Raw genomic sequence first — 13,112 nt, forward strand, 5'->3', positions numbered from 1 at the left:
CGACGACGCGGGCCTGCGAAAGGTAAGGTGCGGAAGCGGTCGGGAGCACGGGGATGGCTGGGACGAGCACCGATGAGATAGCCGGTGAGCGGCGCCAACTGATCAATGTCGCCTACCGGTTGCTCGGTTCACTGGCCGAGGCCGAGGACGCCGTACAGGAGGCCTACGCGCGCTGGTACGCGCTGCCACCGAGTCGGCGGAAGGAGATCGTGTCCCCTGGCGCCTGGCTGACGACGGTGACCGGCCGCATCTGCCTGGACGTGCTCGGCTCGGCGCGGGCGCGGCGTGAACGCTATGTCGGCGCGTGGCTGCCCGAGCCGCTGCCCGAGTCGCTGCCGGGGCGCGCCGAGTGGGACCACGGGCATGGCACCGACCCCGCCGACCAGATGGTCCTGGACGAATCGGTGACCATGGCCTTCCTCGTCGTCCTGGAGACGATGACGCCCGCCGAGCGGGTGGCGTTCGTCCTGCACGACGTCTTCCGTTACCCCTTCGCCGAGATCGCCGGCGTCCTCGGCCGTACCGCTGCGGCCTGCAAGCAACTGGCGGCCTCCGCCCGGCGGCGGGTCGGCGACGCACGCGCCCCGGTGCCGGCGGCCGGGCAGGCCGACGTGGTGCGGCATGTCAAGAAGGCATGGGAGACGAAGGACATCGCGGCCCTCGTCGACCTCCTCGACCCGGCCGCCGTGATGACCGCCGACGGCGGTGGCATGGTCGATACCGTCCTGCGCCCGATAGAAGGCGGCGCGCGCATCGCCCGGTACATGGTCTCCATCGCCGACAAGGCTCCGGGGCTCGAACTCCTGGAGCGGTCGGTCAACGGTGTGCCGGGCCTGGTGGCCCAGCGTGCCGGCGTCGTCGTGACCGTAGCCTCGTTCGATGTCGCCGACGGCCGCGTCACCCGGATCTGGGCGGTCCGCAATCCGGAGAAGCTGCGGCTGTGGGCACGGACGGCTTGATACTCCAGTCGCCACCGCCCATCCGCGCCCGGCCGGTCCGCCGAGCGCTTGTCGTCGTCTCGATGCTCACGTGCCTCGGTCCGCTCGCGCTGACGGGCTGCACCCGATCGGACGGAGCCGCCGTCGCTACCGCTGGCCCGAGTGATACATCCGGACCGCTGATGGCGTGGCGGCGCGAACCGGTCAGCCGCAGGACACCGTGAGCGTGCCCAGGTGGGCGAACTCGGCGGTGACCGGGCGGCCCGGTTCCAGCGGGACCGCGTCGGTCATCCCGCCGGTGAGGACGATCCAACCCTCCTCCAGGGCCAGCCCTCGCTCGGCGAGGGAGTTCGCGGCGAGCGCGAGCGCCCGCGCCGGATGGCCCTGCACGGCCGCGCCCGTCGCGGTGTCCACCACCGTCCCCGCCACACTCAGCACGCACGCCTCGAGCGCGAGGTCGAGGCCGGCCGGGTCCACTTCCACGTCACCCACCACGAACTGGGCCGACGACGCGTTGTCGGCGACCACGTCGGGGAGGGTGAACCGGAAGTCGCGGTAGCGGCTGTCGATCACTTCGAGGCCCGCGGACACGCTCCGCACCGCCGCCATCGCCGAGGCCGGGGTGACCCCGGGGCCCTCCAACCGCCGACCGAGCGTGAAGACGATCTCGGGCTCCACCCGCGGATGGATGAGGCGCTCGGTCCGCACGTGCGCGCTGGCGTCGAGCATCATGCCGTCGGTGAGCCAGCCGGTCAGCGGGGCGTCCACGCCCATCCGCCGCTGCTTGGCGCGCGAAGTGAGGCCCAGCTTCACGCCGACGATCCTCTCGCCTCCGGCGACCCTGGCCGCCACCAGCTCCGACTGCACCTGGTAGGCGGTGCCGAGGTCCAGGCCGGGCCAGTCCTCGGTGATGGGGTGGCGCGCCGTACGGGTCGACTCCGCCGCGCGCAGCTCCTCGACGGCCCGATCGACCGTCCATGTGTTCGCCGTCATGGTGGCCAAGGTGGACCGGGGCGGCCGCGGCTTCCACCTGGCGTTCCCGCATACCGGAAATCCGGATAGTTGCGTCCGTCACTATCGGTCCTACGGTCACTCCAACCCGCCGTCGTGCCTTGAGGCGGGGGAAACATCCCAGGCTGGAGGAATCCGTCGATGAACAGACAGGAACTCAAGGTCGTCGGCGCGTCGGCCGTCGGCACGGCGTTCGAGTGGTACGACTTCTTCCTCTACGGCGCGCTCGTCCCCGTGATCGGCAGCAGGTTCTTCAGCGACTACGGCACGGCGGCGCAGACCGTGTTCGCGCTGTTGACCTTCGCCGCCGGGTTCATCGTCCGCCCGATCGGCGCGCTGGTGTTCGCCCGGATCACCGACCTGGTCGGCCGCAAGATCGTGTTCCTGATGACGCTCGTGCTGATGGGCGCCTCGACGGTCGCGGTCGGGTTGCTGCCCACCGCGGACGAGATCGGCATCCTGGCCCCGATCCTGCTGGTGACCTGCCGCATCCTGCAGGGACTCGCGGTCAGCGGCGAGTTCGGCGCGGCGGTCACCTACGTCTCGGAGTACGCCCCCGCGCGGCAGCGCGCGTACTTCGTCGGCTGGCTCACCGGCACCACGGCTCTCGCCTTCAGTCTGTCGCTGGGCGTGCAACTGCTGGTGCAGGCCGTCGTGGGCGCGGACGCGTTCGAGGAGTGGGGCTGGCGGGTGCCGTTCGTCATCTCCGTCGTGCCGCTCGCGCTTTCCGTGTGGATCCGCACCAAGCTGAACGAGAGCCCGATGTTCCTCAAGATGAAGGAGGGGGGCACCCAGACCAAGGCGCCGCTGCGCGAGGCGTTCGGCTCGCGGGCGCGGGTGCGGATGGTGGCGATCGTGTTCGTGATGGCCGCGACGCAGTCGTTCATCGGCTACCTGTCCACCGTGTACATGGTGACCACGATGAAGACCTACCTCAAGGCCGACTCGTTCACGGTCAACGCGATCTTCATGGTGATCATGTTGATCGGGTTCTTCCTGTGCGTCCTCGCCTGCCGGGTGTCCGACCGGATCGGGCGCCGGCCGGTGCTGTTCGCGGGGCTCGGGCTGGCCGCGCTGCTCGTGTTCCCGATCACCGGCGCCATCGTCTCGACCACGAACCCGGATCTCGCCCGGGCCCAGGAGAACGTGTCGGTCGTCATCCAGGCCGACCCGGCCGAGTGTTCCTTCCAGTTCAACCCCACGGGCACCGCCACCTTCACCTCCGACTGCGACCGGGCACGGAATGTGCTCCAGGCCAACTCGGTCACCTTCGAACGGCAGGACGCGACCGGTCCTACCAGGGTCCTCGTGAACGACACCCAGGTCTCCGGTGGCCCGCGGATGACGGACGAACTGCTGTCGGCGCTCAGGACGGCCGGATATCCGGTCGGCGGATCGGGCGGCACGATCAAGATCACCGGTTTCGGGGACCTCTTCAGCGGGCCCGTCCTCGCGGTCGCGCTGCTGCTCCTCGCGCTGGTCGCGTTCGCGCAGATGGCCCAGGGACCGGCCGCGACGGCGATGGCGGAGGTGTTCCCGACCCGCGTCCGGGCCACGGCGCTCTCGATCCCCTACCAGCTCGGCGTCGGCGTGTTCGGCGGTCTCCTGCCGGCGACGATGGTCGCCATCGGGGCCGAAGTGGGCAGCACCACCACCGCACTGTGGTACCCGGTCGGGGCCATGGCGCTGGGTCTGTTGATCCTGGTGTTCACTCTGCCGGAGACCAAGGGTGTGGATCTCGCCGATGTGCGCCTGGCCGGCGACGAGGCCGTGGAGCCCGTCGTACGCCAGGCCGGCTGATCGTCGCATCCGTCCCGGAACCGCATCCAGAAAGGTAAGGCTTCATGCCGATCATCGACGTCTCACTGCTGGCCGGCCGTACCGAGTCCGAGCTGCGCGAGATGATCTCGGCCGTCCACGACGCGGTCGTGCGCAGCCTCGGGGTCCCGCCCGAGTCGGTGCGGATCCTGGTGCGTGAGCTGCCGCCGACCCACTGGGCCGCGGGCGGCGAGACGATCGCCGAGCGCAGGGCGCGCTCCTAGGAAGCCGGGACGGGCCGGGGCCGACGTCGGCCCCGGCCGTCTCACGTCGCCGTCAGCCGCGGAAGTGCGTGCTGCTCCAGCCGCCGTCCACCGGGATGGTGAGGCCGGTGACGAACGCCGCCTCGTCCGACGCCAGGAACGCGACGACCCGCGCGACGTCGATCGGCTGCCCGACTCTCGGCAGTGGGCGCGACCGGGTCACCAGGTCGTCGAAGACACCGGCGGCGATCTTCGCGCGGGTCGCCGGGGTCTCGATCAGGCCCGGCGCCACCGCGTTGACCCGGATGCCGCGCCGGCCATACTCGGCCGCCATCTGGCGGGTGAGACTTGAGACCGCGCCCTTGGCCGCCGAGTAAGGCGCGGACCCCGCGACCCCGGTCAGCGCGAACGTCGAGGACGTGTTGACGATCGCCCCGCCCGCGTCGCCGAACGCGATCACCGCGCGGCGGCTGAGCGCGAACGTCGTGCCGAGGTTGGTCCGCAGGAAGAACTCGAAGTCCTCGTCCGTGGTGTCGGCCGCCGGGCGGTCCCCGGCCCTGCCCGCGATGTTGGCGAGCACGTCCGGCGTGCCCACGACCTCGGCGCAGTGGTCGAAGACCCGCTCGGCCGCGCCCGCCGAGGTGAGGTCGACGGCCAGCACGGCCAGCCTCGTCACCGGCCGCCGCCACCTCGTCTCGCCAGTTCCAGCAGGCCCTTCTCGTCGCGGTCCACGGCGAGCACCGCCGCGCCGCGGGCGGCGAACAGCGCGGCGGTCGCGCGTCCGATGCCCGACGCCGCCCCGGTGACGATCGCCGTCTTACCGCGCAGCTGCCCGTTCACGAATGTCCTCCCGAACCTCGATGCCATGCGCTCCGATGATGCGCGGTGGCTCGATGCCCGGCCACCTGCGGGCTTCCGCTCAATGAGAACCGGTCCTGGTGGCCGGAGCACGCGTCAGGTCAGTTTCGGACCATGGACGTACGTGGACTGCGGGTGACGTTCCCCTCCGATGGGGTCGCGCTGCTGGAACTGGACCGGCCGCACCGCCGTAACGCGCTGGACCGCGCGCTGCTCGACGGACTGCCCACGGTGCTGCGCGAGCTGGACGGCGACTGCGCCGTACGGGCCCTGGTGGTGACCGGGCGCGGCGGCGCGTTCTGCGCGGGCGGCGACCTGGACGCGATCGGCGACATGGGGAACGAGGCGCCGCGAGATGCCCGGGAGCGCATGACGCGCGAGTTTTCCGCCGCCGGGCTGCTGCTGGACTTCCACGCGCCGACCATCGCCGCCGTGGACGGCGCGGCCGTCGGCGCCGGGATGGCTTTCGCCCTCGCGTGTGACCTACGGATCGGCTCGCCCGGCGCGGTGTTCGCCAGCCCGTTCATCAAGATGGCGCTGGTCCCCGACTTCGGCGTGACGTGGCTGCTCACGCGGGCGGTCGGCGCGGCGCGAGCGACGGAGCTGGCGCTGTCCGGGCGGAAGGTGGCGGCGGAGGAGGCCGTACGGATCGGCCTGCTCGACGTCGTCGCGGACGACCCCCTCGCGCAGGCGCTCGGCCGCGCCGAGACGCTCGCGGCGGCGCCCCCCGAGGCGGCGAGGGCGACCAAGCGCCTGATCGCCGCGGCGGCCGGCGGCGGGCTGGCGGAGGCGGTGGACCGGGAGGTCGCCGAGCAGATCCGGGCGGTGAACTCTCCGGAGTTCGGGCGGCGGTGGGCGGAGTGGTCGCGCGCGGTGCGCGGCAGCTCTTCCCGGCGAATGGAAACCGGTCGTTGAGCGCACGCCGGTCGCGCGCGGAGAGTTACGGCACAGCGATAAAGAGGAGGACCAGCGTGGAATCGTTCGGACACGTCATCGCGGGCGAGGAGGTCGCCTCCGCCGACGGGACGGCGTTCGAGTCCGTGGACCCGTGGACGCGGGAGCCGTGGGCCACGGTGGCGCTCGGCTCGGCCGGCGACGCGGAACGCGCCGTACGCGCCGCGCGGTCGGCCTTCGACGAGGGTCCGTGGCCGCGGATGAGCTTCACCGAGCGCGGTGCGATCCTGCACCGCCTCGCCGACCTGCTGGACAAGCACACCGACGACCTGGCGGCGGCCGACACCACGGACATGGGCAAGCCGATCACTCAGACCAGGGGCCACGACGTCCCCCGCGCGGCGCGGAACTTCCGATTCTTCGCCGACCACGCGCAGCTCACTCCTGCCGAGACGTTCCCGATGCCGACGGGGCACCACGCCTACACCGAGTACGACCCGGCGGGCGTCGTGGCCGCCATCGCGCCGTGGAACTTCCCGCTCATGATGGCGAGCTGGAAGGTCGCGCCCGCGCTGGCATGGGGGAACACGGTCGTGCTCAAGCCCGCCGAGCAGTCGCCCGCCTCGGCCACCATCCTGGCCCGGCTGGCGATCGAGGCCGGCCTGCCGCCCGGCGTGCTCAACGTCGTCCACGGGTTCGGGCCGAGCTCGGTGGGCCAGGCACTGACCGAGTCGCCACTGGTCGACCGGATCACCTTCACCGGCGAGTCGGCCACCGGCCGGCTGATCTCCAGGGCCGCGGCGGCCAACCTGACCCCGGTGAGCCTGGAGCTGGGCGGCAAGGGCGCGAACATCGTCTTCGCCGACGCCGACCTCGACCAGGCGGTCGGCTGGTCGATCCAGGCGGTCTTCAGCAACAGCGGGCAGGTCTGCCTGGCCGGAAGCCGGCTGTACGTGCAGCGCCAGGTGTACGACGAGTTCCTGGCCAGGTTCACCGCCGCCGCCGAGGCGCTGGTGATCGGCGACCCGAAGGACCCGGCGACGCAGATCGGCCCGCTGTCCTCCCGGGAGCACTTCACGAAGGTGGCCGGCTATCTCGACATCGCGACGGCGGCAGGCGCGCGACTGCACACGGGCGGCGTGGGCGAGGGGTGGACCGTACGGCCGACCGTGGTGGTCGGCGCGGGACAGCGCGACCGGGTCACCCAGGAGGAGATCTTCGGGCCGGTCGTGGTCGTGCTCCCGTTCGACGACGAGGCGGACGCGGTGGCGGCGGCCAACGACACGCCGTACGGCCTGAACGCCATGCTGTTCACCCAGGACCTCTCCCGCGCCCACCGGGTGGCACGCGCGCTGCGGGTCGGCACGGTGTGGACGAACTGCTTCTTCGTCAGGGACCTGCGCGCACCCTTCGGCGGTGCGAAGGACTCCGGCGTCGGCCGTGAGGGCGGAACGTACAGCCGGGAGTTCTTCACCGAACCCAAGGCCGTCATCATGGAGATCTCGTGACGGGGGTCGCCGCACCGCGGCCGCACGTCCGACCGGCAAGGAGCACATCATGACCGACATCCGACCCGTCAGCACCCGCAACGCACCCACAGTGGGCTTCTCCACGGGGACGGCAGCGCCGCTCTCCCAGGCGATCGTGCACGGCGACACCATCTACTGCTCGGGCACCGGGCCGCTGGACCCGCAGACCCGCACCATCGTCTCCGACGACTTCGCCGAGCAGGTCAGGCAGACGCTCACGAATCTGGTCGCGGTCGTGGAGGCGGCGGGCGGCAGCCGGGAGACCATTCTCAAGTGCACCTGCTTCGTGCGCGACGTGGCCAACTTCCCGGTGTTCAACGCCGTCTACCGGGAGTTCTTCCAGGGAAACCCGCACTTCCCCGCGCGGACCACGGTCATCGCGACGCCGCACCGCACCGGGGTGCAGGTCGAGGTCGAGTGCGTCGCCGCCGTGATCCGGCCATGACCGACCTGGTCCTGCTCGGCGGCCGGGTGCACACGCTGGACGCGGGCGGCACGGTCGCCGAGGCGGTCGCGGTGACCGGTGGCCGGGTGACCGCGGTCGGCTCCGACGCCGAGATCGCACGCCTGGCCGGCCCCTCCACCAAGGTGGTGCGGCTGGCGGGCCGGGCCGTGATCCCCGGGCTGATCGATTCGCACTGCCACTTCGAGAACGCGGGCATGGACGGGCACACCGTGTCGTTCGCGGGTGTCCGCACGCTCGACGCCGCGCTCGACCGGATCGCCGCGCTGGCCGCCGGCCGCGAGCCCGGCGCGTGGGTGCTGGGACAACCGTGGAACCCTGCGCTCCAGCTCGCCGAAGGCCGCGGGCCCGACCGGCACGAGCTGGACCGCGCGGCGGGCGGCCGTCCGGTGTACCTGCCGGAGGGCCACGCCGCGACGGCCAGCACCGCCGCGCTGGAGCTCGCCGGCATCGACCCCGGCGGTCACGACGGCAGGCTGATCGAGGGCGCGGCGCACGCCGTCGCCCGCGTGGTGCCGCAATGGACCCGCGAGGAGCGGGCCGCCCAGCTCACCGCCGCCATGCGGGCGCTCAACCGGCGCGGGATCACCTCGGTCGTGGCGGGCGCCCTGCCGCCGGCAGACGTCGAGGTGATACGAGAGCTGGCCGAGGCCGGACGGTCCACCCTCCGCGTGGCCGCGATGATCACGCCCACCGGCGAGCTCAACCCGTCCGTCACGCTCGCGGACTGGGAGGCGCTGCTGGCCTCCGGCCCGCCCGCGCCCGTCGGCAGGCGTTACCTCACCCGGGGCGTGAAGCTCCAGGTGGACGGCGGCATGACGCTCGGCACGGCGGCCACGCGCGAGCCGTACCGCGCCGATCCCGGCTACCACGGCGAGGTGTTCGCCGGCAAGGACCGGCTGGCCGAGCTGGTCGGCGCGGCGCACCGCGCGGGCTGGGCGGTCGGCACCCACGTGGTGGGCGACGCCGCGATCGACCTCGCCCTCGACGTCTACGAGGCCACCCGGCACCGGGGCCTCCCGCCGGACGTGCTCATCCACGCCAGCCTGATCCAGCGTGACCAGATCGCCCGCGCCCGCGCGCTGGGCGTCCAGGTGGCCGCGCAGATCCCGTTCCTGTGGCGCAACCGGGTGGCCATCGCCGGTCACCTCGGGGATGCCCGCACCGAGGCCGCCGTGCCCCTGCGCGACCTCGTGGACGGCCTCGGGCTCGACGGCGTCGCGGCAGGCACCGACTATCCGATCAACGCCCTCGACCCATTCCAGAACATCTACGCCATGACGACCAGGCGCGACGCGGCGGGCGACGTCGTGGGCGGCGGGCAGGCGGTCACCCGGACGGAGGCGCTGCGCCTCTACACGACGTCCGGCGCCGCGCACACCGGTGAGCAGGGGGTGAAGGGCCGGCTGACCGTGGGCGCGCTCGCCGACCTGGTCGTGCTCGACGCCGACCCGCTCACCGCGTCCGACGACGAGCTCCGCGCGATCGAGGTCCTGATGACGGTCGTCGACGGCCAGATCGTGTACGACACCGGCCTGCTCGGCTGAGCAGCACACCAGGAGGTAACGATGCACCCCAGCCAGATGCCCATCGTCGAGTTGCGGAGGGCGGCCGACGAGCTACAGGAGAGCGGCAGGCGGGTCAAGGTGCTGTGGCAGGAGAGCGAGTCACTCGCCTTCCTCGCCCGTGGGCGCGAATACCGCAGCGAGTTCCACCTCAACCCGAGCGACGAGGTGATGTTCATGGTGCGGGGCTCCATGAACCTCCACTACCGCAAGCCGGAGGGCGGCTCGGACATCGCGGTGATCCCCGAGGGCGGGACCATCTTCACACCGACCGGCATCGCCCATTCGCCCCGGTTCGCGCCGGACGCGTTCGTGCTGGTCATCGAACGGCTCCGGCGGCCGGGCGAACTGGACCGCTTCCGCTGGTTCTGTCCTGCCTGCGATGAGTTCCTGCACGAGGAGGCCGTCCACGTCAGCGACTACCGCACCGACCCGGTGGCGGGCGCCTACCAGCGGTTCTACGGCAATCTCGACGCGAGGACGTGCAAGTCCTGCGGCACGGTCATGCCGGACGAGCGGCTGTGACGGCGATCGGCGAGCTGGTACTCGGCGCGCTGCGCGCCCACCCCGGACACGTCGCGTTCCGGCACGGAAGCGCCGAGCTGACCTACGGTGAGGCGGAGCGGCTGGTGCTTGGCGTGGCGGACGCGCTGGCCGAGTCCGGCCTGCGGCCGGGTGACACGGTGCTGCAGGCCCGGCCCAACGACCCGCTGCAGTGGCTGGTGAACGCGGCCTGCTACGTCGCGGGCCACCGGTCGGCGGCCCTGCCGCCCGGTGCCCTGCGCGGCGCGGCACTGGCCGAGCGGCTGGACCTCGTCGCGCCCGACGCCGTGCTCGCCGAGCCGGGCGACCCGGATCTGGACGCGTGGCTGCGGGCCCATCCGGGGGTCCGCGTGCTGACCGATCGTGACCTGACCGCCGCGCGGGAGCCGGGCCCCGCCGTACGTCCGGCCCCGCCCGCGGACGCGGTGGTACGGCTGGCGTTCACCTCCGGCGCCACCGGGCCGGTCAAGGGCGTCGAGCTGTCCGGCGGTGCGCTGGGCGCGGTGGCGACCACGCTGCGCGACACCCTTCCGTGGCCGGAACGGCCGCGTGTGCTGTGCCCGGAGTCGGTGTCCGGCGGCTTCGGCAACATGGTGCTGCCGACGCTGATGCTGGGCGGGACGTTCGTCATCCCGGAGCGTCCGGGCCCTGACGGGCTGCTGGAGGCCGCCGCCCGGCACCGCCCGTCCGTGCTGATGGCGATGCCGCCCGCGCTGCGCGCCCTGCTGGCCCACCCGGACGCCGCCTCACACGACTGGTCGTCCCTGGCGCTGGTGATCTACAGCGGGGCCTCGCTGACCGACGAGGAGGTCGACCGCGCGCACGCGCTTTTCGGCGAGGTGCTGTGCGGGGTGTTCGGCCAGGTCGAGGCGCCCAAGACGATCGCGTGGACCCACCCGGCCGACCACCTGGACCCGCGCCTGCGCTCCTCGCTCGGCCTGCCGTTCCCCGGCACCGAGGTCCGCGTGTGCGGCCCCGGCGGCCGTGACCTCCCGGCGGGGCAGGCGGGGGAGCTGTGGGTGCGCGGCGCGACCATCGCGCACACCTACGCCTTCCCCGGGGGCACGCCGGTCGTGGACGGGTGGCTGCGCACCGGCGACGTCTGCCGGCGCGACGCCGACGGCCGCCTTCACTACGTGAACCGCGTCCAGGACGTGCTGCGGATCGCGGACGCGTACGTGTGCCCGAGCGACCTGGAGGCGGCCGTGTCACGGCGAACCGGGCATCCGGCGGCGGTCGTGCCGACCGGTCCCGGGAGCGTCGCCGTCCTCGTCGAGGGCGAGAGCGTGCTCGAGAGCGTGCTCGAGAGCGTGGACGAAGCAGTGCGCGCCGCGCTGCGTGACGTGCCTGTCTCGATCGACGCGGTCGTCCCGGCCGAGCGGCTGCCGCGCGACTTCATGGGACGGCTCGACCGCGCCCGGCTCGCCGAGGCGGTCCGATGAGTGAGACTCCGCCGGTGCCCGGACGGGTGACCGACGTGCACGCCCACGCGCTGCCGACGCCGTTGCTGACCTGGCTGGCCGGCCGCGGCCTCGCCGACCTGTCCGGCCTCGAAGAGGGGGTGGTCAGGATCGACCCACTGGTGTCCGGGATACCGAAGGGCGCGCCGATCCCGCTGTCGCCCGCCCAGTACGACGTCGCCGAGCGGCTGGAGGACATGCGCCGCATGGGCGTCACCCGCCAGCTCGTGTCGGTGCCGCCGTTCGTGACGTGCGCGGACACCGTCGACGAGGGGGACGTCCTCGCCGTGGTCCGCCGGGGCAACGACGCGCTCGCCGAGTTGCTCGCCGGGCATCGCGGGGTGCTCGACCCGCTCGGGTACGTGCCCCTCGGCACGCCGGCCGCGCCGGACGAGGCCCGCCGCTGCCTGGACGAGCTGGGGTGCGCGGGCATCGCCATCGGCACCCGCGGCCTCGGCAGGGAACTGGACGATCCCGTGCACGAGCCGCTGTGGGAGCTCCTCGCGGACCGCCGCACGTTCGTCTTCCTCCACCCCAACAGCGTTCCCGGCGGCCCCCGGCTCGCCGACTACTGGTTGTCCCAGCTCGCGGGCTTCCCGATGGAGACCGCGCTCGCCGTCTCGCGGCTCGTGTTCGGCGGCGTCCTTGAACGGCACGACCTGCGGCTGTGCCTGGCGCACGGCGGGGGGTGCCTGCCGTCCCTGTCCGGCAGGCTGGACCTCGGCTGGTCGCGCAAGCCGGTCGCCCGCACCACGCCGCTCCCGCCGAGCGACTACCTGCGCCGCCTCTACTACGACACCGCCACCTTCTCGGCTCCGCTGTTGCGGCGGCTCGTCGAGGACTTCGGGGTCGACCACGTGCTGGTCGGCACGGACTATCCGTTCGAACTCGCCGACACCGACCCGCTCGGGACGGTCGCGGCGCTCGGGCTCGGGCCCGGGGACGCGGCGGCGTCCGGGCGGGGACGGCTAACGCGCTGCTGACCGGATCGACGTGACGGTGCCGGGCGGGCCGGCGGCCTCCGGCCCGCCCGCGTAGCCCTTGGCCAGCTCGCGGGAGATCGACATCGCCGCCAGCCGTAGCGCGGGCTCCACCGCCGCCAGCGACCGGGTGTGCGTGACGGTGTGCGAGACGACGGAGAGCGCGGCCACGACCCGGCGGTCGGGCCCGTGGATGGGGGCCGCTACGGAGACGGTCCCCAGCGACAGCTCCTCGGCGCAGCGGGCGATGCCGGTCTCGCGAATCTCCTGAAGCGACCGCATAAGCAGGCCGGGCATGACGATCGTGTGCGGCGTGTAACGCTTCAGCCCGGCGGCCAGCACGGCCTGCTGCAGCTCGCGGGGCGCGTGGGCCAGCAGAATCTTGCCGACCCCCGTGGCGTGCAGCGGCGAGCGCCCGCCGACGCGGCTGACCACGCCGACGGAGCGGCGTCCCCACACACGCTCGACATAGAGGACCTCGTCGCCGTCGAGCACGGCGAGGTGGACGTTCTCCCCCGTGGTCTCGTAGAGGTCGTGGATGAACGGCAGCGACACGTCCCGCAGGGTGCGCGGCTGCGGGCACAGCGAGCCCAGCTCCCACATGCGCAGCCCGATCCGGTAGGTCCCGTCGCGCTCCTTCTTCAACGCCCCCAGCTCGACCAGTTCGGTCGCGATGCGGTGCACCGTCGAGACCGGCAGCCCGGTGACGGCGGTCAGCTCCACGAGGCGGAGGGCGGGCCGCTCCTGGGAGAACGCGTTGAGCAGGGCGAAGACCCGGCTGGACACCGTCCGGCCGGCCTTGTGGGCGTCTCGTGGCGCGGTCATGGTGATAATCGTGGTTTCGGTCGTC

The 13,112-nt window shown here is 72.7% G+C and carries 14 protein-coding genes; 10 read left to right on the plus strand and 4 right to left on the minus strand.

All coding sequences use genetic code 11. From position 1 onward, the window contains the following. Positions 1-53 precede the first annotated feature (53 nt). Entirely contained in the window at positions 54-959 is a 906-nt protein-coding gene (gene sigJ, locus B1L11_RS16890; RefSeq protein ID WP_079315367.1) for an RNA polymerase sigma factor SigJ, read from the plus strand. Between the two features lie 183 nt (positions 960-1,142). Here the strand turns inward: sigJ and B1L11_RS16895 are convergent, their stop codons facing one another. Next, positions 1,143-1,931, minus strand: coding sequence for a 2-keto-4-pentenoate hydratase (locus tag B1L11_RS16895; protein WP_079315368.1), 789 nt, complete (start codon positions 1,929-1,931; stop codon positions 1,143-1,145). Between the two features lie 159 nt (positions 1,932-2,090). Between B1L11_RS16895 and B1L11_RS16900 the strand changes: the two genes are divergently transcribed. Both B1L11_RS16900 and B1L11_RS16905 read left to right on the plus strand, forming a co-directional pair. Then, complete coding sequence (locus B1L11_RS16900; protein ID WP_079315369.1) at positions 2,091-3,749, plus strand: MFS transporter; 1,659 nt, start codon at positions 2,091-2,093, stop codon at positions 3,747-3,749. Positions 3,750-3,793: 44 nt separating this feature from the next. Further along, complete coding sequence (locus tag B1L11_RS16905; protein ID WP_079315370.1) at positions 3,794-3,991, plus strand: 4-oxalocrotonate tautomerase family protein; 198 nt, start codon at positions 3,794-3,796, stop codon at positions 3,989-3,991. Positions 3,992-4,043: 52 nt separating this feature from the next. On the opposite strand, the gene B1L11_RS16910 is transcribed toward B1L11_RS16905, so the two are convergent. Further along, on the minus strand, positions 4,044-4,646 hold the full coding sequence (locus B1L11_RS16910) for an SDR family NAD(P)-dependent oxidoreductase (protein ID WP_143737324.1): 603 nt from the start codon (positions 4,644-4,646) through the stop codon (positions 4,044-4,046). Then, on the minus strand, positions 4,643-4,810 hold the full coding sequence (locus B1L11_RS45295; protein WP_256862621.1) for an SDR family NAD(P)-dependent oxidoreductase: 168 nt from the start codon (positions 4,808-4,810) through the stop codon (positions 4,643-4,645). Before B1L11_RS45295 ends, B1L11_RS16910 begins: the two co-directional genes overlap by 4 nt. Positions 4,811-4,942: 132 nt before the next feature. Between B1L11_RS45295 and B1L11_RS16915 the strand changes: the two genes are divergently transcribed. From B1L11_RS16915 to B1L11_RS16945, 7 genes are read left to right on the plus strand one after another with little or no spacing between them, the layout of a single operon-like run. Next, positions 4,943-5,743 carry an enoyl-CoA hydratase/isomerase family protein gene (locus tag B1L11_RS16915; protein WP_079315371.1) on the plus strand — a complete coding sequence of 267 codons (801 nt, stop codon included), beginning with the start codon at positions 4,943-4,945 and terminating at the stop codon, positions 5,741-5,743. A 56-nt stretch (positions 5,744-5,799) separates the two neighbouring features. Then, entirely contained in the window at positions 5,800-7,230 is a 1,431-nt protein-coding gene (locus B1L11_RS16920; RefSeq protein WP_079315372.1) for an aldehyde dehydrogenase, read from the plus strand. Positions 7,231-7,279: 49 nt separating this feature from the next. Beyond that, positions 7,280-7,696, plus strand: coding sequence for a RidA family protein (locus tag B1L11_RS16925; RefSeq protein ID WP_079315373.1), 417 nt, complete (start codon positions 7,280-7,282; stop codon positions 7,694-7,696). Further along, positions 7,693-9,261, plus strand: a complete 1,569-nt coding sequence (locus tag B1L11_RS16930) for an amidohydrolase (protein ID WP_079315374.1) — start codon at positions 7,693-7,695, stop codon at positions 9,259-9,261. The genes B1L11_RS16925 and B1L11_RS16930 overlap by 4 nt, the downstream gene beginning before the upstream one ends. Positions 9,262-9,282: 21 nt before the next feature. Continuing rightward, positions 9,283-9,804, plus strand: a complete 522-nt coding sequence (locus B1L11_RS16935) for a 3-hydroxybutyryl-CoA dehydratase (RefSeq protein ID WP_079315375.1) — start codon at positions 9,283-9,285, stop codon at positions 9,802-9,804. Further along, on the plus strand, positions 9,801-11,264 hold the full coding sequence (locus B1L11_RS16940) for a class I adenylate-forming enzyme family protein (protein WP_179155193.1): 1,464 nt from the start codon (positions 9,801-9,803) through the stop codon (positions 11,262-11,264). Before B1L11_RS16935 ends, B1L11_RS16940 begins: the two co-directional genes overlap by 4 nt. Continuing rightward, a complete protein-coding gene (locus B1L11_RS16945) occupies positions 11,261-12,265 on the plus strand; it encodes an amidohydrolase family protein (protein WP_079315377.1) in 1,005 nt (334 codons plus the stop codon). Before B1L11_RS16940 ends, B1L11_RS16945 begins: the two co-directional genes overlap by 4 nt. On the opposite strand, the gene B1L11_RS16950 is transcribed toward B1L11_RS16945, so the two are convergent. After that, positions 12,251-13,087 (minus strand): IclR family transcriptional regulator, encoded by an 837-nt coding sequence (locus tag B1L11_RS16950; protein ID WP_079315378.1) that lies wholly within the window; start codon positions 13,085-13,087, stop codon positions 12,251-12,253. The two genes, B1L11_RS16945 and B1L11_RS16950, sit on opposite strands and share 15 nt — an antisense overlap. Positions 13,088-13,112 lie beyond the last annotated feature (25 nt).

It is taken from the genome of Microbispora sp. GKU 823 (assembly GCF_002027145.1).
GTDB classification, from domain to species: domain Bacteria; phylum Actinomycetota; class Actinomycetes; order Streptosporangiales; family Streptosporangiaceae; genus Microbispora; species Microbispora siamensis.